Source organism: Flavobacterium rhamnosi (assembly GCF_048286515.1).
GTDB lineage: Bacteria > Bacteroidota > Bacteroidia > Flavobacteriales > Flavobacteriaceae > Flavobacterium.
The window spans coordinates 132462-158134 of the sequence record NZ_JBLVPS010000005.1 but is presented as its reverse complement, the minus strand read 5'-3'; the positions used below and the strand labels follow the sequence as shown (position 1 = coordinate 158134).

21 protein-coding genes are annotated in these 25673 nt (G+C 33.7%); 10 read left to right on the top strand and 11 right to left on the bottom strand.

The features are described from left to right. Window positions 1–5 precede the first annotated feature (5 nt). Window positions 6–3518 (bottom strand): SusC/RagA family TonB-linked outer membrane protein, encoded by a 3513-nt coding sequence (locus tag ACNQGN_RS06205; RefSeq protein WP_417986976.1) that lies wholly within the window; start codon window positions 3516–3518, stop codon window positions 6–8. Between the two features lie 214 nt (window positions 3519–3732). Continuing rightward, entirely contained in the window at window positions 3733–4887 is a 1155-nt protein-coding gene (locus tag ACNQGN_RS06200) for a FecR family protein (protein WP_417986975.1), read from the bottom strand. A gap of 525 nt (window positions 4888–5412) precedes the next feature. Between ACNQGN_RS06200 and ACNQGN_RS06195 the strand changes: the two genes are divergently transcribed. The 4 genes from ACNQGN_RS06195 (at window position 5413) to ligD (ACNQGN_RS06180) (ending at window position 9625) form a co-directional block, all read left to right on the top strand. Next, window positions 5413–6015 (top strand): RNA polymerase sigma factor, encoded by a 603-nt coding sequence (locus tag ACNQGN_RS06195; RefSeq protein ID WP_417986974.1) that lies wholly within the window; start codon window positions 5413–5415, stop codon window positions 6013–6015. A 365-nt stretch (window positions 6016–6380) separates the two neighbouring features. Further along, window positions 6381–6557, top strand: a complete 177-nt coding sequence (locus tag ACNQGN_RS06190; RefSeq protein ID WP_417955597.1) for a histone H1 — start codon at window positions 6381–6383, stop codon at window positions 6555–6557. Between the two features lie 490 nt (window positions 6558–7047). Then, window positions 7048–8658 carry a non-homologous end-joining DNA ligase gene (gene ligD, locus ACNQGN_RS06185; protein ID WP_417986973.1) on the top strand — a complete coding sequence of 537 codons (1611 nt, stop codon included), beginning with the start codon at window positions 7048–7050 and terminating at the stop codon, window positions 8656–8658. Between the two features lie 22 nt (window positions 8659–8680). After that, window positions 8681–9625, top strand: a complete 945-nt coding sequence (gene ligD, locus ACNQGN_RS06180; protein ID WP_417986972.1) for a non-homologous end-joining DNA ligase — start codon at window positions 8681–8683, stop codon at window positions 9623–9625. Here the strand turns inward: ligD (ACNQGN_RS06180) and ku are convergent. The 3 genes from ku to ACNQGN_RS06165 form a co-directional block, all read right to left on the bottom strand. Beyond that, window positions 9612–10400, bottom strand: coding sequence for a non-homologous end joining protein Ku (ku, locus tag ACNQGN_RS06175; RefSeq protein ID WP_417986971.1), 789 nt, complete (start codon window positions 10398–10400; stop codon window positions 9612–9614). The genes ligD (ACNQGN_RS06180) and ku overlap by 14 nt on opposite strands. Window positions 10401–10459: 59 nt before the next feature. Further along, window positions 10460–11578, bottom strand: a complete 1119-nt coding sequence (cfa, locus tag ACNQGN_RS06170; protein ID WP_417986970.1) for a cyclopropane fatty acyl phospholipid synthase — start codon at window positions 11576–11578, stop codon at window positions 10460–10462. Between the two features lie 374 nt (window positions 11579–11952). Beyond that, window positions 11953–13116: an acyl-CoA dehydrogenase family protein gene (locus ACNQGN_RS06165; protein ID WP_417986969.1), complete on the bottom strand. Its 1164-nt coding sequence runs from the start codon at window positions 13114–13116 to the stop codon at window positions 11953–11955. Window positions 13117–13416: 300 nt separating this feature from the next. Between ACNQGN_RS06165 and ACNQGN_RS06160 the strand changes: the two genes are divergently transcribed. The 4 genes from ACNQGN_RS06160 to ACNQGN_RS06145 all read left to right on the top strand — a co-directional run bounded on the left by ACNQGN_RS06160 (window position 13417) and on the right by ACNQGN_RS06145 (window position 17368). Continuing rightward, window positions 13417–15456 (top strand): TonB-dependent receptor family protein, encoded by a 2040-nt coding sequence (locus ACNQGN_RS06160; RefSeq protein ID WP_417986968.1) that lies wholly within the window; start codon window positions 13417–13419, stop codon window positions 15454–15456. A 245-nt stretch (window positions 15457–15701) separates the two neighbouring features. Beyond that, window positions 15702–16136: a DUF6526 family protein gene (locus tag ACNQGN_RS06155; protein ID WP_417986967.1), complete on the top strand. Its 435-nt coding sequence runs from the start codon at window positions 15702–15704 to the stop codon at window positions 16134–16136. A 100-nt stretch (window positions 16137–16236) separates the two neighbouring features. Next, window positions 16237–16806, top strand: a complete 570-nt coding sequence (locus ACNQGN_RS06150; RefSeq protein WP_417986966.1) for a pentapeptide repeat-containing protein — start codon at window positions 16237–16239, stop codon at window positions 16804–16806. A gap of 169 nt (window positions 16807–16975) precedes the next feature. Beyond that, entirely contained in the window at window positions 16976–17368 is a 393-nt protein-coding gene (locus tag ACNQGN_RS06145) for a GNAT family N-acetyltransferase (protein ID WP_417986965.1), read from the top strand. Window positions 17369–17396: 28 nt separating this feature from the next. Here ACNQGN_RS06145 and ACNQGN_RS06140 read toward each other — a convergent pair whose 3' ends face one another. The 6 genes from ACNQGN_RS06140 to glyA form a co-directional block, all read right to left on the bottom strand. Beyond that, window positions 17397–17894 carry a GNAT family N-acetyltransferase gene (locus ACNQGN_RS06140; protein WP_417986964.1) on the bottom strand — a complete coding sequence of 166 codons (498 nt, stop codon included), beginning with the start codon at window positions 17892–17894 and terminating at the stop codon, window positions 17397–17399. 18 nt (window positions 17895–17912) lie between these two features. After that, the gene (locus ACNQGN_RS06135) at window positions 17913–19709 is read right to left on the bottom strand and encodes an ATP-binding protein (RefSeq protein WP_417986963.1); all 1797 of its coding nucleotides are present in this window, start codon (window positions 19707–19709) and stop codon (window positions 17913–17915) included. Between the two features lie 10 nt (window positions 19710–19719). Then, on the bottom strand, window positions 19720–20172 hold the full coding sequence (locus ACNQGN_RS06130; RefSeq protein WP_417986962.1) for a response regulator: 453 nt from the start codon (window positions 20170–20172) through the stop codon (window positions 19720–19722). A gap of 29 nt (window positions 20173–20201) precedes the next feature. Continuing rightward, window positions 20202–20762 carry a helix-turn-helix domain-containing protein gene (locus tag ACNQGN_RS06125; RefSeq protein WP_417986961.1) on the bottom strand — a complete coding sequence of 187 codons (561 nt, stop codon included), beginning with the start codon at window positions 20760–20762 and terminating at the stop codon, window positions 20202–20204. A gap of 194 nt (window positions 20763–20956) precedes the next feature. Continuing rightward, a complete protein-coding gene (locus ACNQGN_RS06120) occupies window positions 20957–21550 on the bottom strand; it encodes a MiaE family protein (protein WP_417986960.1) in 594 nt (197 codons plus the stop codon). Between the two features lie 118 nt (window positions 21551–21668). Next, window positions 21669–22943: a serine hydroxymethyltransferase gene (glyA, locus tag ACNQGN_RS06115; protein ID WP_417986959.1), complete on the bottom strand. Its 1275-nt coding sequence runs from the start codon at window positions 22941–22943 to the stop codon at window positions 21669–21671. A gap of 108 nt (window positions 22944–23051) precedes the next feature. Here glyA and fahA point away from each other — a divergent pair, with 108 nt between their 5' ends. Then, window positions 23052–24335, top strand: coding sequence for a fumarylacetoacetase (gene fahA, locus ACNQGN_RS06110; RefSeq protein ID WP_417986958.1), 1284 nt, complete (start codon window positions 23052–23054; stop codon window positions 24333–24335). A gap of 133 nt (window positions 24336–24468) precedes the next feature. After that, entirely contained in the window at window positions 24469–25653 is a 1185-nt protein-coding gene (locus tag ACNQGN_RS06105) for a hypothetical protein (protein WP_417986957.1), read from the top strand. Window positions 25654–25673: the final 20 nt, after the last annotated feature.

The following is a 25673-nucleotide window of genomic DNA, read 5'->3' as shown; positions in this document are numbered from 1 at the left end:
TTAAATTAGAAATTAACGTTTACACCAAAAACTAAACTTGGAGATTGAAAGCCATTTAAAAGATATTTAGCATCTCTGCTTTTGGCTACAGTAAAAACATTTTCTGCATTCAGATTGAAGCGTACGTCTTGTAATTTTACTCTTTTGATAATGGCTGAAGGCAGTTGATACGCCAGCGAAACATTGCTCAATCTCACATTTGAAGCATCAAGAATATTGATATCTGCATTACGATAAATGTCACGAGAATCTGAAGTGAAATCTGATTCGTATTCGTATACTGCACGAGGTACATTTGTAAATGCTTCGTCACCCGGCTGCTGCCAGCGGTTTTCGATATTTTTATTCACAACCGTTATATCTGTTACATAATCACCCAATGCCCCAGAATAATTATTGTTTAGCATTGGTAAAAATGTATTTCTGATTTTATGTCCTAACTCGTAGATAAAAAGTGCTGAAAGCGAGAAACTTTTATAGTTTACCGATGTATGAAATGATCCGCTATGAGTAGGTACCGTTGAACCATAATCATGGATTGCCTCTAAATCACTTGGATTATAAATAACTGCAGTTCCAGACGCATCATAAACCTGAGGTAAACCTGTGCTGCTTAAGCCTGCCCATTTGTACCCGTAAATAGAATTAAAATTTTTACCAATTCTAGGATACGCTGACGGGTAATCTAATTGCAGGAAATAAACCGGAGCTTTAACATTTACATAGGTTACTTCGTTTTTGTTGTTAGCATATAAAACTGACGCATCCCAAGATAAAGAAGGTGTTTTAATGATTGTTCCTTTTAAACTAACTTCAAAACCTTTATTCGTCATTTTTCCATTATTCAGGGTGTATGTAGAATATCCCCAGCCCTCTGTTGGAATTCCGGTACTGCTGGCTAATAAATCTTCCCCTTTTTTGTTGTAGAAGTCTACTGTTCCGCCCAATCTGTTTTTAAAGAATGAAAAATCTAAACCTATGTTGGTTGTTGTCGTTTTTTCCCAAGATAATTCTGGGTTAGGTCTTGAATTGATACCTCCCTGATTTCCTCCAACATTCGGATTCGCATAATAATATGCAGTAAGATAAGGTGCAGAATCTTTAGCTACATTTCCTCCAATACCATACGAAGCACGAAGTTTAAGTGCATTTACCCATGAGACATCAAAAAACGATTCTCTGTCAATATTCCATGCCGCTCCTGTAGACCAGGTTGGTTTGTTTTGATATTTGTTATCTGTTCCCCATAGATTAGAACGGTCCCAACGCAAACTTCCTGTTACAGAATATCTTCTGTTATAAGAATAACCTCCAGTTCCATAAAATGATACATAACGATTTACCAATTCACGTTCTGCAGAAAAATCGTTTTGAAATAAATAACCGTTAAAAACAGTTCCGTAAACTTTCAATAAATCTACCTGATTTACCGGTGTAAACGATAATGTCTGCTCATCCCATCCGTATCGTGTGTTATCGCCGTACTCCGCCTTTGTGTGACGCATTTCCATACCTGCAATTGCGGTTACATCATGTACATCTTTAAAAGTCTGATCAAAATTTAACTGCTGACGGAAGTTGTAAGCATTAGAAAACTGATTCGTTTCTTTTAAAATATCACCGTAAGGTAAATTATTGACAGCCTTATTAGACGCAACAGTTACCAAACCATTAACCTGATTTCTAACACTAAACGATTCTTTGTCTCTTAAGTAACTGGTACGATCAGCACCATATTCATACTGAAACATTGCGTTGTATGTAATTGCTTTACTAAATTTCACATTAAATTTTGCAAAAGTCCTGTTCACGAAATTTTTAGTTTCATTTAGATTTCTTCCCAATTCATCCATTGGTGTGATGTCCATATTGTACAAGTCATAATTTTGCATCGATTGAAGCGTAAAATCATTGTAACGAGATGCTGCGGTTGAAGTAAAATTAGAACCATCAGCATTCACTAATTGGTTGTACGGCTGATATTTAAATTCTGGAGAAAAAGCATTATAACTTTGTGTATTGCCCTTACTGTAGTTAATATAAGTTCCCAAGTCTAAAGACAACCAGCTGTTGATTTCGGTTGAATTTTTCAAGTTGATACCAACGGATTCGTTTTCAGAATATCTATCTTCAAATTTATTTCCTTTGTAAGTCAAAGAAGCGTTAAAACTATTTGTTTCTGTTGCTTTACCTAAACTTACGTTGTGCTGAATAAAGTATTGATCGCGTTTTGCGTATTTGGCAACGTCATCGTAATATTTATATCCCTGAGACCCCAGTTGGTCTAAACGATTATTCATTTCTACCTGCGGAATTTTTCCTGCATAACCATTTAACAATGTCTGCATTCCCTGACTTGTAAAAACGGCATTTTGCAATAATGAATTAGCATAAGTACTGCTATTTGCACCTTGTAAATTAGGATTTCCTGTTGCCCATGCTCTTTCTAAACCAATAATATCAGCTGAATCAGTAAGGTTTCCTGTAAAATTTCTATAAGGAGTAACCGTTAAATTGCTTGAAAAAGAGATATTAGTTTTTCCTGCTTTGGCTTTTTTAGTCGTGATTACGACAACGCCATTAGCTGCACGCGCACCGTAGATAGATGATGCTGCTGCATCTTTCAGTATTGTAATACTTTCTATATCTTCTAAGTTTAAGTTTGGAAGATTTTCTTCTATATTAAAATATTGATTGAACTTTGTATTCTCTATTGGAAAACCGTCAATTACATACAAAGGCGTTGTTAAACCATTCATAGAAGTTGTTCCACGAAGTTTTCCGTCCTGATATCCAACAATACGTCCTTTTAAAACTGCGTCTAAGCTACTTAAACGCTGCTCTTTAAAATCTTCAGATTTTAGTTTTGAAAATGATCCTGTTGCTTGTTCAGCAGAAATATTCTGATATCCCGTAACTAGTATTTCTCCTAACTCAAGTGTTTCTTCTTTAAGAGTTACATTAATTACAGCTCTGCCCTGAACTTTAATTTCCTGTCTTACAAATCCGATGTAACTAAAAGCTATTGTAGTTTCGCTGCTAACTGCAATAATCTGATATTCACCATTAAAATCTGTCGCCACACCTCTGCCTGAACCATTATCAGAAACTGCAGCCCCAACTAATGGTACGCCTTTTTCATCGGTAACTTTACCCTTTACAATAAAATCCTGATCTTTTTTTGCTCGTACAGGCTGTATTTCTGCTACTGCAGTTTTAGGCGTTAAAATAATATGAGTACCAGTAATTTTAAAATCGGTACCCGTATTTTTAAAGATCGTGTTTAAGATCGTCTCCATAGAAACATCATTTGCTTTGATGTCAATTTTGCGCTCTAAATCAACCGATCTTACATTATATACAAATCTAAAATCGGTAGTGTATTCAATCTTTTCAATAACTTTTGCAACCGTCATGTTAATAGCATAAAAAGACATTTTGGCCTTTTTTTGCGAATACGTTACGCTGGCATGCATTACAGACAAACTGGTCAATAAAAATAATGTGGTTAGTTTCATTTTTAAATCAAATTTAAAAAAAGGCTTATCAAACCTGATTTTGTTCAAGAGTTTTTTCATACTTTTAAATGTTTTTAATTGTGGTTAGTTTAGTTAGCTGATCGCGTCTATAGACCGGGAAATGTTGACGCATTTTCCGGTTTTTTTTTTTAAAACAAACGATCCTTTTTTCCGGATTTTTGTTACATAGGCATTCTTTTTTGTTTTTTAATTTTTATCGTATTATGACTTTATTGTCTTTTACCTCATAGTCAATAGCATAACTATCACTAAAATACTTCAGCACAACATTAATAGATTCTTTTTCATCAAAACGTGCATTGAAAATTTCCTTGCTAAGGGTTTTATTTTTATTTACAAAAGTCACATTGTAATGCCGTTCCAGTTTTTTGATGATAGCATCAAAAGTCATATTTTTGAACACTAAATTTCCATCTATCCAAGCTGTATAAATATCGGTATTTACTTTTTCGGTAGTAATGTTTTGCTGACCTTTAATGTTAGAACCTTTTAAACCAGGTGTTAACTTAACCCAATTATCCTTTGTTTTTTGATCTTTATAAAGCCCTACTTTACCTTCAACAAGAACAACATCTGTTGTACTATCTTCTTTATAAGTACTTACGTTAAATTTGGTACCCAACACCTCAACATTCATTTCTTGCGTATTTACAGTAAAAGGATGTGCTTTGTCTTTGGCAACTTCAAAAAAAGCTTCTCCTGTCAAGAAAACCTGTCGGTTTTTATTTTTAATAAATTTCACAGGGTATCTCAGTGAAGTTCCTGAATTCAGGTGTACAATAGTTCCGTCTGATAGTTCTACCCCAAAACGTTTTCCGTAAGGTATTTTTAATGTATTGTAAACTAAACGCTCAGCCGAAACTTCATCATTGTAACTGATTTTACTTTTGTCTTGTTTTCCAATTATTTTACCAAATTTATCGGTAACGTTACTAGAACCGGAAGGATTAATTGTCTGTACACTTCCATCCCCTAATAGTAAAGTAATTGCCTCTTCTTTAGGAATTAATACATTGTCTTTTTGTTCAAATAAATTATTTTTTTGAAAGAAATAGGCTAACCCAATAAATAATACCAGTATAGCTACATATTTAAAATAGGATTGTACTCTTCGGTTGTAAAAAACACTATTGTCTTGTCTGATTTTTTGTATCAGTTGTTTTTTAGCTTCTGCTGTATCAAACGTATGCATCGCATAATCAATAGCATAATTGGTTTTTACAAAATCCTTAAATACTTTTTGATTATCCGTATCTTCAAGCCATTTAGTAAGAATTTCGATTTCTTCGTGATTGGCTTGATTTGTGATAAATTTCACAATTAATCGTTCTGACTTATTTACTGTCATTTTATTCTTTTTATTACTATTACGAAGCAAAAAAACAAAACCCTAACAATTTGATAATCTTTTTTTGTTTTTGTTTAACTAATCCGGATCATTTTTAATTCGGATACATTAAAATAGACTACTTAGTAATGTATTGTTGAAATTGATAGTGTTCTATGGAAGCCAAATACCTTTCAGTATCCAGAGCAGCCATACAACCTGTCCGGCAATAGTGATTGCCTGACGATACATATGATCTGCAGCATCACCCGTTAATCAGGCATTTTATTTTTTCAATTGTATTAGACATAATATGTTTTTATGTTTTGTTTCTAAAGCAGACTAACTTTCACTAGAAATGAATCCCTTTTTACTGCTATTTTCTATTTATTCTTGACGCAGTCAGTAATAAGTCGCTCTAACTTTTATAGCCTTTTTATACTATTTTTATTATTATTACGAGGCAAAAAAGAAAAACCCTAACAATTTCATAATATATTTTTGTTTTTGATAAATATTTAATTATTATTTCTTTTATTTGTTTTCATGAAAAGGGAAGATTATAATGATAATGATGTTTTACTTGAATCGCTCAGAAGCGGTGATGAAAAAGCATTTTCTTATCTGATAGATAACTATCATCATAGGCTTTGTGTGTATGCAAACAGCCTCATTAAAAATGCATATACTGCGGAAGATATTGTTCAAAATGTTTTTGTCAGAACATGGGAACAACGCGGCCGGTTGAAGCCTAATCATTCGATTAAAAGTTTCTTATATAAATCAGTATATAATGAGTTTATAGATCAATATCGGAAAAATCAATCTCTTTTTACCCTAGAAAAAAACTATCATGAGGCATTAAATTCAATTGTCATCGAAGAGGATTCGGAGTCATTTGATAAAGTACTTACAGTTGTAAAAAAAGAAATCCAGAATCTTCCTCCAAAATGCAAAGAAGTTTTCATTTTAAGTAAACAAGAGGGTTTGACTAATATTGAAATAGCGGAACATCTTAACGTATCAATAAAAACAGTCGAAGCCCAAATTACCAAAGCTTTTTCTATTTTACGTTCTTCTCTTGAGGAAAAAGTAAAAAGCTTCTTGTTTTTATTATTCGGGAAAAAGAAATTTTTCAGATTAAATTAAATCCTAATAGATCCACAAAAAGCGTACTTAATCTTTCTTAAAGCCATTGAAATTGAGATTGAAAAAGAATAAACGTTAGATGCTAAAAATTCTATTGAAGAACTTTTTGAACGATTGAGAATGGTCAAAGCCATGCTAGAACCTCTGCAATTGTTAAATTGGTACTCTAATAATCCTTTCGTTTTTTCATCTAGTTTATGGAAGACATAGGAGCCTCTTTATCTTTATTATTTCAACTTTGAATCTTCAATATTCAGCATAGGATCAATTACTGCAAAAAAAATAACACTAATTTTAACAGCAAATTATTCCTACATACTAATCAAACTTCTATTTTTGTCACTTAATTTAAATAACGCACTATTATGAAAGATTTATTCGCAAAAATTACAGCCGAAATCGAGACATTTAAAACCGAATCTGAATTACACATCGAAAAAGGAAACAAAGCTGCCGGAACAAGAGCACGTAAATCAACTTTAGATCTGGAGAAACTTTTAAAAGAGTTTAGAAAAGTTTCTGTAGAAGAATCAAAAAAATAATTCTGTTTTCAATTACTAGCCCTTTGGATTTTTCAAAGGGCTTTTTTTCGTTGGATCCTACCCTATCTCGTTTTACAGGTCCAGCCTTGCCCGGTCGTTCCAAAAATAAATCTCCGGTTACCGCATCGATGTTCTCCATTTCTTTAACTAACCAGTACGCTTTGCCAGCTTAGGAATTTTAATTTAATCATTATCCATCATTACATTAAACTCCAATTTCGACCAGTATATGCGGTTCAAGTCGGAACAATCCCCCATGTCGCTGTAATACAACATCAAATACTATGTTTCATCTTGAATTGATAAGCAAAAAAATCATATTCTGTAATGCGATATGCAATAGTACCACTAAAACATAACCGATAAGGCATAAATAGTAAAACTCATCTTACTGAATCTTGCCATTCCTTTGGTTTAAAACAAAACACAACAATCACCAATACAGCACTTTAAATCCGTAAATTACGTTAATAATTATTAAATTTACAGGATGGTTTCTACTATAGATTCAGTACTAAATCAACTTGCAATGATGTTGGATAAATACAATCAGAAACGTAATTTTAATTCCACCGGGGAACCCAAAGCGGAAGTCGAAAACTCACAAAAGGACTTGATTTTTGTCGTTCAAAAACATGCTGCCTCACATTTACATTATGACTTTCGTTTAGAATTAAATGGTGTTTTAAAAAGTTGGGCAATACCGAAAGGTCCGTCGATGAATCCAAACGACAAACGACTTGCGATTATGGTAGAGGATCATCCGTATGCATACAAGGATTTTGAAGGAAGGATTCCAAAAGGAAATTATGGAGCCGGTACTGTGATTGTCTGGGATAACGGAACGTATACATTACCGGAGGTGCAATCAAAAATAACTACTGAAAATAAATTACAAACAGATCTAAAAAAAGGACATCTGAGTTTTATACTGAAAGGAAAAAAATTAAAAGGTGAATTTTCATTGGTTAAATTAAATAGCGAGGAAGATAACACATGGCTTTTAATTAAAAAAAATGATGCGAATGCTACGGATGTCAATATCTTAAAAAAAGACAAATCTGTACTATCGAATGCAACTTTAGAGGATTTAGAAAAGAGCGCAGAAGATAATAACGATTCAAACAATAAAAAACCTATTGAAATTAAAACAAATGGAAGGGCTGAATTTATTAAGCCAATGCTGGCTCATAGCATCGATAGTCCATTTGACAAAATCAATTGGATTTTTGAAGCCAAATACGATGGCTACAGAACCATTGCTGTTATTAACCCGGACACGGTTTCTCTTTATAGCCGCAACCATCTTTCTTTTAATAAAAATTTCAGCACAATAGCCGATGAATTAAAAAAAATAAATCATGTTGCAGTACTTGACGGTGAAATTGTTATTGAAGATGAAACTGGACGTTCGGATTTTCAACTATTACAAAATTATATCAAAACGGGAAAAGGAATATTAAAATACTATGTTTTTGATATTTTAAATTTAGATGGCAACGACACTACTGGTCTGGCATTAGTGCAACGAAAAGAATTGGTCGAAATTTTACTGCGAAAATCCCAATTATCTAATGTACTCTATTCCCAACATATATCTGAAAAAGGCATTTTATTTTATGAACTCCTGGCTGAAAAAAAATGGGAAGGTATCATGGCAAAAGAAGCGAACAGCCTTTATCTAGCGGGAAAAAGAAGTACTAATTGGCTTAAAATAAGAATTTCACAACAGGAAGAAGCGATCATTATTGGAATAACAGAATCAAAAACTACGAGAAGTTATTTTGCTGCACTTATATTGGCCCAGTATGATCATAACGAATTAAGGTATATCGGAAAATGTGGTACCGGTTTTAAAGAAGATACATTGAAGGAATTATACGAAAATTTCAAGCCTTATTTTATTGATGAATCACCAATAAAAGAAAAAATATTATTGCGCGATACCGTAAAATGGATCAAACCAAAATTTGTCTGTCAGGTAAAATTTACTGAATGGACTCAGGATTACCATTTGCGTCATCCCGTTTTTCTGGGGTTGCGAATAGATAAAAAACCGAAAGAAATAACTTTTTCAGTAACCGATAAAAGATCAAATTAAGTTAAATGAAAAAATTACTGCCATGAATAGTAAAAAAGAAAATGATTTTTATATACAATTGGGAGAGATAAATCTGCACTTAACCAATCAAAACAAACTATTTTTCCCTGATGATAGTATTTCAAAAGGAGACATTGTAAAGTATTACGATACCGTTTCTGCATTTATATTACCCTATCTAAAAGACCGTCCAGAATCAATGAATCGATTTCCTAATGGTACCAAAGGGGAAAGTTTTTATCAGAAAGATGTAAATTTGGAAAATATTCCGTCATGGCTAAAAACGGAGAAAATTTATTCAGAATCGAATGATAAATACATTGATTATCTGTTGTGCAATGACAAGGCAACCTTACTATATATGGCAAATTTAGGCTGTATTGAATTAAATCCATGGAATTCAACAATTTTGAAAATTGACAAACCAGATTGGGCTGTTATAGATTTAGATCCAGCAAAAAATGATTTTAAAGAAGTGGTAAACACAGCGCTTACTGTAAAAAAAATAATGGATGAATTAGAAACGGAATGTTATTGTAAAACGTCCGGAGCAACAGGGATGCATATTTATATTCCGTTAGGTGCGCAATACAGTTATGATTCCGCTAAATTATTTTCTGAGTTAATTGCAAATGAAGTGGTTTCCAGACTGCCTCAAACCACGACTGTTAACCGAACAGTTAAAAATAGACAAAATAAAATTTACATTGATTTTTTGCAAAACAGACGAGGTCAGACTTTGGCTTCGGCCTATTCCGTGAGACCCAGACCCGGGGCCACCGTCTCAACTCCTCTAGAATGGGGAGAAGTAAATGAAAAATTATTGCCATCACAATTTACCATCAAAAATATATTGAAACGCTTAGACAAAAAAGGGGATTTATGGAAACCAGTCTTAGGCAAAGGAGCAAATTTAGAAATGATTATAAAAAAGATTTCTGAAAATACCAGCTCTAAGACGATTTGATTTTCTTGTTTTCCAAGCTTGCTTTCAACATAGCCATTAAATCATCAGACTGCTTGTGTACTACTTCTAGTTTAGGAGGAACATGTTTTTTACCTTTTGCTTTATCGGTAATAATTTTTAAAAGTTTTGCTGTATAATTGTCCTTATACATAGTCATATCAAACTTCTCGGTTAATTGTTCGACTAACTTAATAGCCATATCCATTTCTTTAGTATTCATTTCAGAAAGCGGGGGTAATTTTAATTCTGAAGTAGTGCGAATCTCTTCTTGAAATCGAATACGGTTAAGGACGATAACATTTTGGTATGCTTTCAAAATGACCAAACTTTCTTTATTCCTTAAAATAACTGTGCCCACCCCTACTTTTGACGAGGCTTGTAGAGCATCTCGAAGCAATGCATAAGCTTTCATTGCTCCCTTATCGGGTTCAAGATAATAGGGCTGTTCATAATAAATACTGTCAATTTCGTTTTCAGCAACAAAACTCATGATTGCAATAGTTTTGGTTTTTTCAGCTTCAGCAGCCTCAAAATCAGAATCTTCAACGATAACATACTGATCGTCCAATTTATATCCTTTTACGATATCGGCATAAGCAACTTCTTTGTCCGTCTTTTCGTTAACGCGCTTAAATTTAATATTAGAAAAATCATTCTTATCGAGCATATTCATTTCAAGATGGCTCTCTCGAACTGCCGAAAATAATTTAACAGGGATATTTATTAATCCAAAAGCAATTGAACCCACCCAAATTGATTTTATTCTGGTTTCCATAAAATTTTAATTTAATGATTACATAAAATGATGCAATAAGTTCGAGAGGATTCCGGTACTTAAAATCGAATAGATTTATATTCCCCCTGAAAATTTGTTTTAGCAACCACAATCTGCCAAAGATTTAATCTTCTTGAATTAAAGGACGCTGCCGAGATTGCCAGATAAAAATTCCACATTCTGCAAAACGTTTCATCATATTCCTTCTTTAAAAATTCTCTAGATTTTTTAAAATTTTCCTGCCATGCCTTTAAAGTGTAATAGTAATGTAAACCAATGTTATGCAAATCCTCCAGTAAGAGTTTTTCTTCCATTGCTTTTCCTATTTGGGTCAAAGAAGGAATTAACCCACTGGGAAAAATATATTTATGAATCCAGGGGTCAGCATTCAAATCCGTTTTGTTACTGGCAATAAAATGCAGTAAGCAGAGACCGCTATCGGTTAGATTACTACTAATAACTTTCATGAATCTGTCGTAATTCTTATACCCAACATGTTCTAACATTCCAATAGATACAATGCGATCAAATTTCTCATCAATATCTCTATAATCCTGAAAACGAATTTCAACATTCAAACCTTTGCAACGTTCAATTGCTACTTTTTGCTGCTCCTTTGAAATAGTTACACCAACCACATTCACTTTATAATTTTTCGCAGCATAATAAGCAAATCCACCCCACCCACAACCGATGTCTAATACCTTTTGTCCCGGTTTTAATTGTAGTTTCTCGCAAATCAACTTTAATTTTTGTTCCTGCGCTTCACTTAATGTGGATGCCCCTTCCCAATAACCGCAGGAATACATCATTAAAGGATCGAGCATGCTTTCATATAACATGTTGCCAATATCATAATGATGAGCAATTGATTGAAGCGCTTTAGACTTAGTTTGAAGATTAAAAAATTTTGCTTTAATGAATAACCAAAAAAACTTTCGATTATTCTGCACTTTTTTTTCTATTCCATTTGTAAATATTTTATTGAAAAAAGTGTCCAGATCTTCACAATCCCACCAGCCTTCCATATAACTTTCTCCCAAGCCAAGTGATCCCTGGCTTAAAACACGCTGATAGAATCCAGGATTATGGACATGTATATCATACGGCCTATTACCATTGATCGTAATACCAGTCTCTGAAATTAATTCTTGTACAGCTACTTTATATTTGTTCATTTTAATTTACTTATTTATACCCGTTGATAGTGCAATTAGTTTTCTAAAATAAGCAGACACACGCTATTTAATATGTTGAAATTCAACATATTAAATGTACAAAAAAAATAACATCTATGTAAAATAAGTAAAGAAATTATCCAAGGGTTATCGATTTTATAAGCCTACGATAACTGTTTATAAAATCACATCTGAAATTCATTCCAGGTAAAAACACCTGATCTTTTATTATTATCTTGGAACGCTACGTAGTATTAGAAAGTAGTTTCAAAAGCTGTAACTATTTTGGCAACTAGCTACTTCGCAGTAGCAGAATAAGGATTCCGTACCTGCCTGTGGGAAAAATTTTAACATAATTAAAATCAACAAAAAACTCAAATATCTTTAAGTAATTTACGCGCAATGACTAGTTTCATAATTTCATTTGTCCCGGCATAAATGCGTGCCACACGATTATCGGCATACATACGGGCAATTGGATAATCCCACATATAGCCATAACCCCCAAATAATTGCAGACACTCATCAACGACTTTTCCACACATCTCCGTTGCCGAATATTTAATCATCGAAGCACTTTCTGCAGTTAACTGATCCTTTGCTTGTAATGCTATGCAGCGGTCTAAAAAGGCCTGATGGATTTGCAATTGGGTAGCACATTCTGCTAATTTAAATTGGGTGTTTTGAAATCCGGAAATAGGCGTATTAAAAGCGGTTCGCTGTGTAGTATAGGCAATGGTGTTTTCGATTGCTCCTTCAGCGGTACCTACTGCGGTAATCCCGACAGATAAACGCTCACGCGCCAATTCCTGCATCATAATTTTAAATCCTGCTTTTTCATCTCCAAGCCTGTTCTCTTTTGGAACTTTTACATTATCAAAAAACAACTCTGCGGTATCTTGAGATTTCATTCCAATTTTTTTTAGTGGAATCCCTTTTTGGAAACCTTCCATAGCCGATTCTAAAATAAGTAAGGTTACGCCCTCCTGCTCTGTATTATGATTGGTTTTTACAGCCACTATAGCCATATCACACATAAAACCATTAGTGATAAAGGTTTTTTGGCCATTCACCACGTAATGATCCCCTTTATCTTCGGCAGTGGTGCGCAGTGCTTTCAAATCACTGCCGCAATTAGGCTCTGTCATGGCAATAGCAGTAATAATAGCACCTTTGGCCATTAGCGGCAAATACTTTTGCTTTTGTATTTCAGTTCCATATTTTAATAAATAAGGAGCTACAATATCAGAATGCAACGAAAAGCCCGGACCATTTATCCCCATTTTAGCAAACTCTTCAACAAGCAGGGCATTAAATGTAAAATCCAATCCTCCTCCCCCATATAGTTCTGGCATATCCAGACACAACAATCCCAATTCTCCTGCTCGTTTCCATATTTCTCGGGATACCATTCCATTTTTTTCCCACTCCTCTAAATGGTCTATTATATCATTTGCAATGAATTCCTGAATCATTGCCTGCATCATTTTATGCTCTTCAGAGGCATATATCTTTCGCTCGATTAGTAGGTTTAGCATTTTATATTTTTTTTAATTTAAACAATAAATAAGGACCTTAATCATAATAGTTGGGTAGAACCCACAATAATTGCTTTCTAAAGTTACATAATATTCGTTTTCAAAAATCCGTCTGCTTCATAAAATAAAACGCAATTACCAAATTAGCTGACAATTGCGTTTTTTATTTTACCTCTTATTTATTAAATTTAATTCCTTCCCGTTCAAAAGTAAATGGTAAATTTATATTTTTGAGTTCTAATAAAGATATAAACCTTGCACAAAAGTACCTTTTCTCTTTTCGTCTTTTTTCTATTTTGTATGATGCCAGCTATTGGTCAGATACAAAAGGACACAATCACTCTTTCTGAAATTATTCTGCAGGCATCGCCTATTAAAATTTCTATTCAAAATACGGCAGCAGCTGTATCCTTTATTGAGCGAACGGATCTCAACAAAAATGATGGTGTTATACTCACCTCCGTTTTAAATAAAATCCCCGGAGTATACATGCAACAGGGATCTCTGAATACCAATAGAATTACGATTCGGGGAATCGGTGCTCGTTCGCAATTCGGAACCAATAAAGTAAAAGCGTATTTCGAAGATATTCCGTTAACCAGTGGCGAAGGTGAAACAGTAATTGAAGATATTGATTTGGAAACTATTGGAAGCATTGAAATAATTAAAGGGCCTAATTCCACTGGCTTTGGTTCTGGATTGGGTGGTGTACTACATTTGGTTGCACGAGAAACTCCTTTGCGGGAATCCTTTGGAAAATCAGTAACCACATATGGTAGTTTTGGCTTGATAAAACAAAGTCTTACAGCAGGCTTTAGCGATGCAAAAGCAAATCTATTTTCCAGCTATACCCATATACAAAATGAAGGCTTTAGAGCTAATAGTGCCTATGACAGAAAATCTTTTAACCTGCACGGCAAACAAAAATTAAACGCCAAAGGAAGTTTGACTTATTTAGGAGTTTTTACCCGCCTAAAAGCTTTTATCCCAAGCTCCCTAAATGAAAATGATTTTAGAGACCATCCTGAAAAGGCAGCTGCCACCTGGGCTGCAGCCAAGGGAAATGAATCCTCTGATAAATTCCAGATGGGAATTGGATACGGTCATCAGTTTTCAGAGAAATGGTCAGCCAAAACTGTTGTTTTTGCCCATTTAAAAAAGGCAAATGAAGACAGACCGTTTGATATTTTAAAAGAAAAAACAAACTCCTTAGGGTTTCGCTCCACTATAAATTACAAAACAAGTTTATTTTCCATGCCATTTGAGGCATCCATTGGAACAGAATTGTTATCCGAAAAATATGTTTTTTCCCTTTTCGAAAATTTATACGTATCACAGCCCGGCCAGGGTAGTATTGCAGGAGCCGAATTCAGTACTATAAAGCAGAATCGGAATTATACCAACTATTTTTTACAAGTAGAACTTCAATTTTTGAAAACACTATTTTTAGAAAGCGGTCTGGCACTGAATACAACTAAATATTCCTTAGAAGATGTTTTTAAAAACAATACTGTAAACCAAGCCACTGCTGGTACTTTTGGAAAAGTGTGGTCCCCCAGACTCGGACTGTCTTATAAAGTAGCGGAAGGCAAAAACATTTATACTTCAATCAGTAAAGGTTTCTCAGTACCTTCGGTTGCTGAAACACTCACTCCGGAAGGGCAGATAAACACTAATTTAAAACCAGAGATCGGATGGAATTATGAAGTGGGTCTCAAAGGAAATTGGTTGTCCAATAATTTATATACGGAACTAATATTTTACAGTACACAAATCACAAACTTATTGGTTGCCAGACGTATTGCCGAAGACCAGTATGTGGGTATTAATGCAGGAGAAAGTTCCCATATTGGAATAGAATTTTTTACAAATTATAGGCTTTTAAATAATTCAAAATGGCAAATCACACCCTATTTTTCAGGAACGGTTAACAATTTTAAATTCAAGGATTTTGTGGATGGCGATGCCGATTATTCCGGTAATTCACTTACCGGAGTTCCTGATGTACAATGGAACTTGGGCGTGGATATAAATACCGAAAGCGGTTTTAGTTTGAATACTTCCTTCAGAAGCGTCGGTAAAATTCCCATGAACGATCAAAATTCGAAATATAGCGATGGCTATAGCCTTTTGGACATAAAAGGAACTTACACTTTTAAAATACACAAATTCCTAAAAACAGAACTGACCACTGGGATTAACAATGCTTTAAACACCCATTATGCGGCAAGTATTTTGCCCAATGCAGTCAGTTTCGGAAGCACACCGCCAAGGTATTATTACCCTGGAAATCCTCGGAATTTTTACGGAGGAATTTCGGTTTCCTATATTTTTCCATAAAAAACTTTGAAAGTATAAAGGATCAATAGGAGTCGTGATTCTTTTTATACCAAAAAGATTAAAAATAAAAAAACATCCTAAATGTAATTTTCAGGCATTCACAGCCACATTAAAATTTGCAGTTCTAAATTAGCAATGGTTGCGAATTATAAACTTATATAATTTTGGTTTTCTGGCAATTAAAAATTCTGTTTCCTGCAAAATAAGTTGTTTTGACTATCTTTAAAAAACGATAAAAGAAAATCATGGAAACACAATCCTATAAAAATCATATTCAGTACTATCCGCCTCATCATTTTGTTTATTATCCAATAGTAATGACATTACTGGCGTTCAGTGTATATTTTATTTTTACCACTGACGACAAATTGATCTGGTCTTTTATAAGTGCTATTTTTGTTGTTCTGTTCTATCTTGCTTTCATGATGCGCCAACATTATGCATTGACGTTACAAAACCGAATTGTACGTTTAGAACTTCGACACCGCTATTTTTCTCTAACAGGAAAAAGATTGGAAGATTTTGAATATCAATTAAATGATGATCAACTATTCGCCTTACGGTTTGCGCCCGATGATGAGCTTCCAGCTCTTACAGAAAGTACCTTGAAAGAAAAGCGTTCCGGAATCGCAATTAAAAAAGCGATCATTAATTGGAAAGGTGATTTTGACAGAGTTTAAAATTTTAAAATAATTATTTCAAATTCTGAATTTTATAGCTGTAGAATTTTGTTTCTTTGTTGCAGTATCGTTGCCTTAAACCTGAATTTAAAACCCATAAATGCCAGAATATTTTCTAGATATTGAATATAATAATATCATTTATAGCGAAGAAGAAGTCAATTTTAAGGAATTTGAGTGTTGTACTTTTACCAATTGTAATTTCTCTCAATGTATATTTTTAGCAGTTACCTTTATTGACTGCATTTTCAATGATTGTACTTTTAGCAAAGCAAAAATAAATTATGTAGCCTTTAGAACCGTAACTTTTAATCGATGCGAAATCAAAGAAGTAAATTTTGCTATGTGCGACAAACTAATTTTCGAAATTGCTTTCACAGATTGCATCCTGGATTTTTCCAAATTTTATACCTTAAAAATCAAAGGAACATCATTTACCAATTGTAGTTTAATTGCAGTAGATTTTATGTCCACTGATTTGACCGAAGTTGTTTTTGAAAATTGCGATTTATACCGTTCTGAATTTGCAAAAGCAATTGCCAACAAGGCCAATTTCAAAACCAGCTACAATTATACTATTGATCCTTCCAAAACAAAATTAAAAAAAGCCGTCTTTGGTGTAGAAGGGCTTAAAGGATTGCTTTACAAACATGAAATTGTGGTCCATTAATTAGTTACTACATTTACTTCACTAACGGATATAATCAAATGAGCAAACCAGAATTCACGATACGACATGCAAAGCTTAGCGAATTTCACGAAATTGGAAAATTAATGGTTCAGGTCTACTCACAGCTAGAAGGCTTCCCAACAGAAATTGAGCAACCAATTATTACAAAATGCTCTTAAACATCGGAGATCTCGCAACTAAACCAGAAACGGAACTCTTAATAGCTGTTTCTACTAATGAAAAAATAGTAGGAGCTGTTGTCTATTTTAGTGCGATGCAGCAGTATGGCTCGGGAGGAACCGCGACCAAAGAACAAAATGCTTCCGGATTTCGATTATTAGCTGTCGATTCTTTGAGTAGAGGAAAAGGTATTGGCAAACTTTTGATACAGGAATGTATCAGAAAAGCTACAGATAAAAAGCACAGTCAAGTAATTATTCATTCTACAATGGCAATGCAAATCGCTTGGAAAATGTACGAAAACCTGGGTTTCAAAAGATCCGAAGATTTAGATTTTATGCAAGGAGAACTTGCAGTTTTCGGATTTAGGTTACCGCTTTAAGCAAAATTATCTTCAAAAAAAGGGGGGATTACAATTTTTTTTGCATGATATAATCTTCCATCAAATAACCATTTCCAATCTCTGTATCATATTCATCCACAATTTCAAAACCTATTTTTTGGTAAAAAGTAAACGCCTTATTAAATTTATTTACATTTAAAGCTATAAAATCGGAATGGTTTACTCGTGCCAAATCTTCAACGGTACTAATCAATAACTTTCCGACTCCTTTACCCTGTGCTTGAGGAAGCAAATAGATTTTGTGCAGGCGGGTACTATTCTCATTTAAATAATTATGCTCATAAGAAGCAAATCCCAGACAAACAGCCCCGTCAAAAGCCAATAAGAAAAAATGTTTTTTATTGGTCATATTATCAATCAAAACATCTGATCTGTACCATAAATTAAGCATGTACGCTATTTGTTCTTGCGAAAGTATTGTACCATAGGTAGCAGGCCATGATTTATAGGCAATATCCTGAATTGTATCTAAGTCGGCTATCGACGCCTCTTTAATTGTAATCATTGTACTTTTGTATTGAAATTAAAGTAAGTCCCCTTTTGGAATAAAAACATAGAATTTAGCTCCAATACCTGGTTCTCCTTTTACTTTTATGAAACCTTTGTGGCTCTCTACTATTCTATTGCAAATAGCCAGACCAAGTCCAGTACCTGAATATTTAGGATCAGTTTCTAAACGTTTAAACAAAAGAAATATTTTTTCAGCGTATTCCTGTTTGAAACCAATTCCGTTATCTTCCACTACAATTTTATAATAATCTTCCCTATTAATTATTTTATAATCAAGTGCTTCTTTTTCTGTAATTTCGTTGGAGGTAATACTAATTTGAGGCGGCACCTCTTCCTTACTATAGTTAAGAGAATTTGAAATTAAGTTTATAAAAAGCTGTTTGATCTGGAAAGGTATTACTTTGATTGTTGGCAAATTCCCAATTTTAATGATTGCTTTTTTCTCTTCAATATTAGTGGATAAATCTTGGAGTGTTTCCGCTACTATTTTGTTTAAATCAGCTTCTATAAAAACCTTGTCTCCTTTTATTGTTCTGGAATAATCAACTAAATCTATTAATAAGGTCTGCATTCTATTGGCTGCTATACGGATTTTAGAAAAATATTCTTTTCCTTGTTCGGTTAGCAAGTCCAATTCCTTTTCTTCTAATCTGGAGATAAACATTTGAATCTTACGCAGCGGTTCCTGCAAATCATGACTTACAATATTGTTAAAGGCTTCTAACTCTTTATTGATATATTTAAGCTCTTTATTATTTTCCTCTAATTCAAGTGTTTTTTTGTATTGATTTGTAATATCACAATTCACACCAATCTTGATTAAATTACCATCCCCATCATTGGTAAAACTTCCTACACCCATAATATATTTTACATCTCCGGTAGGTGTTAAAAATCTAAATATCATCGAAGTCGACTGATGGTTTACCAAAGAATCCTTATGTACTTTTGTTACATAATCTAAATCATCCGGGTGAATGTATTTTCTCGTGTTTTTTATGTTGGGTTCAAACGCATTCGGCTCAACCCCCATCAGACGGAACAAATTATCTGAAAAGGTATAGGTATTGGTTTCGATATTTACCATCCAATGACCAAAACCTGCAGTCATTTCAGCAGTATTATAAGACTCATTAAGCAATTTTAATTTGTCATTCGCATTCTTCAGTTCTTCAATATCCACATTCATTTTATTGAATGACAACAGCAATATTAAAAGAGAAATTATAACTAATAAAAAAGCAGTTATAATAGAGTCCCGCAATTCAAATTGATGACTGTCATTTTGAAATTTTGTTTTTGCACTTTCTGAAAATATCATTTTTGTTACAAAAGATTTCATCATGTCGGTAACATCACTACTCTCAAGCAACTTAGCGTTTAAGTACGTCGGACCTGAATTTTTACTTTTTGCAATAATTAACGTTTGTCGGAACAGCTTAAATCTGTAATCAATGATTTTTTTAAGCTGGTCAATATCCTTACTTCTGGCCGGATTATTAGAAGTCAGTTTTTTTAATTTCGCTAAGCTTTCTTCAATTTTACCTCTACTCAAAAACCGGTTTTTTATATACGATTCCTCTTTTGTAATGATATAGCTTCGCAAACTGGTTTCATAAATACTGATTACTGATAAGAGTTTTTCTAATTCAATTTGAGTCTCATTAGAATTTGCAATTAATTCAACAGTAGAATTGAGCTTTTGCATTTGAGAATAAAATACAGATGCTATATAACAAACCACAACTATTGCTATTGCTAAAGCAATTTTAAATATTTGCGAATTTTTATATAATCCTAAAATTTTCATTTATACTCCATTAAACGCTGAAGAAAAAAGTTTCAATATTTAATCCTGAGGAATGAAATTGCCAATTCATATTTACAACTTCCTGGATCACTTTTTTCAACGAAGAAAAATCATTGGGCTTTGTAATGTAAATATTGGCCCCTTCAATAAAAGTATCTTCGATATCTTTTTCTGAGGAGGAAGTAGAATATATAGCAATAGAAACATCTTTAAAACGAATATTAGCTCTGATTTCTTTTAGACAATCTATTCCGGTTTTCCCCGGCATATTTAAATCGAGAAATAAAACATGAGGTAGCTTAATATCAGGATGTACTAAATAATCCATTAGCTCATTACCATCTTTAAACAGTGTCAACTTATTACTCATTTTAAGCTCTTGTATAGCTTCGCTAAAAAAAGCGCGATCATCTTCGTCATCGTCAGCTAAAAGAATATGCATTGAATCTTGATGTGTAATCATAAAACATTGAGGCTTTTAAGAAATTTTATTTATTCATTATTTGACAACTGTCTCCTTTTTTCAACTATTCTTTTAAACATCGAAGGCGTTAATCCTGTTACCTTTTTAAACTGAGTTGATAAATACGCTACGCTACTGTAATTTAGTTCGTGAGAAATTTCAGTTAAAGTCAGTTCTTCTTCAATTATTAATTTTTTTGCTCTTTCAATCTTCTGAATAATAATAAAATTCTCAATTGACGTATGGGTATATTCTGAAAAAACATTCGTAATATATCCATATCTAAAGTTCAATTTATCCGAAAGATATTGCGAAATTGTTATGTTAGGAAATTTATCTTTTTCATAAACAATTTCAATTATGGCATCTTTAATTTTTTGAATCAATTGCCCTTTAGGACTATCAATAATATGAATCGCATACTTCTTTAAACTATCCTGAAGTGCTGTAAAGCTACCTTCTGAAACATCATCTCCGATTTCGATTTGTCCTAGATCTAAAAGTTGATATTTAATATCTAAATTCTCTAATTGATCTTGCAATATCGCCCTGCAGGCAATATTCCCATCATAATTAAAATTGAGTTTCATAGCAATTATCAATCATTAAAGTTAAAATTAAACCCTAAAAGTAAATCAAAATTTTTTAATCCGTCACAAATAAATTAATTTAAATGTTAAACATTACTTTCATCAAAACACAAAAACCATAAAAAGCTGATTATTAATAGCTTTAAACAAGCTGTGCTTTTTATAGATAAAAATCAAAAATATCGAAACTAAACTCAGCCATGAATCGTTTCACTTTTACCGTAATTTGTTATAACATTATCCTCGAACTCAAGCCATTCTCTCCAACGTTTTTCAACATCAATTCCTACTCCATATTTTCTTGCATAGGTTATAAAAGTCGTATAATGACCTGCTTCACTCTCCATCAAATCTCTATAGAACAGCGATAATTCTTCATCCTTTATATTCTCCGAAAGTACTTTGAAACGCTCACAACTCCTTGCTTCTATCATAGCTGAAAACAACAACCGTTCCACTAAGGCTGAAACTCTGCTCCCATCGCCGCTTTTCTTCATATACAAATACAATTCGTTCACATAATCATCTTTACGCTCGCGTCCTAACTTCAGGCCACGCTTGATGATAATGTTATGTACTTGTTCAAAATGGTCAATTTCTTCTTTGGCCAAAGCCAATAAATCCCTCACTAAATCTTGGTGCTCCGAGTTGTTCGTGATAATTGTAATAGCATTTGTAGCTGCTTTTTGTTCGCACCAGGCATGATCTGTTAAAATCTCTTCAATGTTCTTTTCTACAATATTCACCCATCTCGGATCGGTTGGTAATTTTAATCTCAGTACAGCCATTATTTTTAGTTTGAATGTTATATAAACTCAAAAGTCGAAAGTCAAAATTAAGAAAGAACGATTAAATTCCTCCTCAAGACTTTCGACTTTCGACTTTAAAAATTGTAAGACCTTAGTATTAATATACGAAAATAGCTCTTTCGCTCATCATTTCGTTTACTTCAGCCGCCACTTCTTCGATAACAGTTTCGTTAGTATGATCCATCAACACTCTGTCAATTAAAGCTACAATGGTTTCCATATCTTCTTCAACCAGACCACGAGTGGTAATGGCTGCGGTTCCAACACGAATTCCTGAAGTTACAAATGGTGATTTATCATCAAATGGAACCATGTTTTTATTTACAGTAATTTCTGCTTTTACCAATGCATTTTCAGCATCTTTCCCAGAAATATTTTTGTTTCTTAAGTCAATCAACATCATGTGATTGTCTGTACCTCCAGAAATGATTTCGTATCCTCTTTTTACAAAAGCATCTGCCATTGCGTTAGCATTTTTTTGCAATTGTAAAGCGTAAGTGAAAAATTCATCGTTCAGTGCCTCTCCAAATGCAACAGCTTTTGCAGCTATGATATGCATTAATGGACCTCCCTGATTTCCAGGAAAAACAGCTAAATCCAATAGTGAAGACATCATTCTGAGTTCCCCTTTTGGAGTAGTTAAACCAAATGGATTTTCGAAATCTTTACCCATCAAAATCAAACCGCCACGAGGACCACGCAATGTTTTGTGAGTCGTAGTAGTAACAATATGACAATGAGGTAATGGGTCATTCATCAAACCTTTTGCGATAAGACCGGCAGGGTGAGAAATATCAGCTAATAAAATAGCCCCAACACTGTCAGCAATTACTCTGAAACGTTCAAAATCCATATCACGAGAATATGCCGAAGCACCTGCAATGATTAATTTTGGTTGTTCTTTTGTTGCTATTTCCTGAATTTTATCATAATCTAATCTTCCTGTCGCTGCATCTACACCATAGAATGAAGGTGTATACAAACGTCCTGAGAAGTTCACCGGTGAACCGTGAGTCAAATGTCCTCCATGAGACAAATCAAAACCTAATATTTTATCTCCAGGTTTGATACAGGCATGATAAACTGCGGTATTTGCTTGTGAACCAGAGTGAGGCTGTACGTTAGCGTAAGCAGCTCCAAATAATTCCTTAGCTCTATCAATAGCTATTTGCTCAATAACATCAACTACTTCACAACCGCCGTAGTATCTTTTGCCAGGGTATCCTTCTGCATATTTATTGGTTAAAACAGAACCGGCTGCTTCCATTACTTCGTCACTTACGAAGTTTTCCGAAGCGATAAGTTCTAATCCGTGTATTTGTCTTTCTTGTTCTTCTAGAATAAGGTCAAAAATTTGTTCGTCGCGTTGCATTTCTTTGATTTTCGTTAATATGTTGCAAAAATACAAAAAAACGTTTGGTTAATAGTTAGATTATAATATATTTGATGAGTAATTTTCAACAAAATAATTAACATCCATATGCCTATAACTGCCAACAATACTAACAGAAAATCATGGTTAGAAGTTGCTATCAATAGTGATTTTCCCATTCAAAACATTCCTTTTGGCGTTTTTCTTACTAAAGAGAACATCGTAACTGTAGGAACTAGAATCGGAGACTTTGCTATAGATTTAGGAGCTTTACAACAATTAAATTATTTCGAAGGTATTGAGCTGACCGATGATATGTTCATGCAGGATACTTTGAATGATTTTATTTCGGATGGTCAGAAAACGTGGCGTTTGGTTCGAAATCGCATCGCCGAAATTTTTGACGAAAAAAATCCAAAACTACGTGATAATGTAAAAGAAAGAGATATTGTCATCTTTAAAATGGAAGATGTAGAAATGCAATTACCGGTACTGATTGGTGATTATACAGACTTTTACTCTAGTAAAGAGCATGCTACTAATGTAGGAAAAATGTTCCGCGATCCTGAAAACGCATTATTACCCAACTGGCTTCATATCCCTGTAGGTTACCACGGAAGAAGCTCTACTATAGTTCCTTCGGGAATTCCGGTACACAGACCAATGGGGCAAACCTTGCCAAATGGTGAAAACACACCTGTTTTTGGTCCTTCCCGCTCGGTAGATTTTGAACTGGAAACCGCTTTTATTACAACCGATGTCAACATAATGGGAGAAAACATTGCTGTAACGGAAGCTGAAGAGTATATTTTTGGAATGGTTTTATTGAATGACTGGAGTGCCCGTGACATCCAAAAATGGGAATATGTGCCACTAGGACCATTCTTGGCGAAGAACTTTGCAACTTCAATTTCGCCATGGATTGTAACTATGGACGCTTTGGAACCGTTTAGAACCAAAGGTCCAAAACAAGAGCCAACGCCACTTCCCTATTTGCAGCAAAAAGGTAAACATTCTTTCGACATTAATTTAGAAGTAGCGATTCAACCTGAAAATGAGGAAGCAACAACAGTTTCTCATTCTAATTTTAAACATTTATATTGGTCAATGTCCCAACAATTAGCACATCACACCTCTAATGGCTGTCGTGTAAATTCTGGTGACATGATGGGCTCAGGAACAATTTCCGGAGCAACAGAAGATAGTTTTGGCTCCATGCTGGAATTGACCTGGGGCGGAAAAAATCCTATCAAACTTAGCGATGGAACCGAACGTAAATTCATCAATGATAACGATACTGTAATTATGAAAGGTTTTTGCCAAAACGGACAAGTTCGCATTGGTTTTGGTGAAGTTTCCAGTAAACTACTACCTCCTTTTGTAAGAAAATAAAAATATAAACACACGTTCTAAAACCTAACATTCATTCTATTTTTGTTAGGTTTTTTTATGGCATTATTTTTGAAATTTCAATTTTAAAAATAGAAATACAGCTTCAAATAAACATTTACTTACTTTTATGCTTATGAAAAAAATTACTCTTTTCTTATCCTTCTTTGTATTTATTTCGTCTTGTGGCGTAAAGCAAACTCAAAACCTATTAAGCTCTGGAAATTACGATCTGGCAATCGAAAATGCAATTTCAAATTTACGGAGCAATAAAGATAAAAAAGGCAAACAGGATTATGTTTATTTGATCGAAGAGGCTTTCGCCAAAGCAAAAGACCGTGATTTGAATACAATAAACCTATTGGCAAAAGATGCTAATCCGGTGCAATTGGAAAAAATATACACCACGTACCTACTATTGAATGATCGTCAGGAAAAAATAAAGCCATTACTTCCTTTAAGACTAATTAAAGAAGGTCGAAATGCGATTTTTCCTTTTGATAATTACAACGATCAAATTATAGATAGCAAAAATGCCTTATCCGCTTATTTATATGGTAATGCAAAAAAGTTAATGTTGACTTCTGACAAAATCAATTTCCGTAAGGCGTATGATGATTTGGATTATCTGAATCAGATAAATCCAAATTACAAAAACGTTTTACAACTCATGGACGAAGCTAAATTAAAAGGGTCCGACTATGTTTCAGTGTACACCAAAAATGAAACCAGGATGATTATTCCTGCTGGTCTGCAAAATGATCTGTTAGATTTCAGCACCTATGGCCTTAACGACAAATGGACTGTTTACCACAGCACTAAACAGAGAGGAATTGAGTACGATTACGGTATGCTAATTAATTTTAGACAAATTTACATTTCACCGGAGCAAATCAAAGAGAGAGAATTTGTAAAAGAACGAATGATAAAAGATGGTGTTAAAAAACTGATTGACGCTAATGGAAAGGAAGTATTAGACGAAAAAGGCAAAGTGGTTATGGTTGACAATCTTAGAACCGTAAACGCCCGAATTTATGAATTTAAGCAATTCAAATCTTGTCAGATCACAGCTAAAATTGACTATATAAACCTCAAAAGCAACCAATTAATTCAATCCTTCCCGCTAACAAGTGAGTTTGTTTTTGAAAACATCTATGCAACCTATAAAGGAGATCGACGTGCTTCTGATGATAATTATTACTCTTATTTTGATAAAAGAGCCATAGCTTTTCCTACCAGCGAACAAATGGTGTATGACACTGGAGAAGATTTGAAAGCCAAATTAAAAGACATCATCAGTCGAAATAAATTCCGAAACTAATCATGCGGATCAATACCACC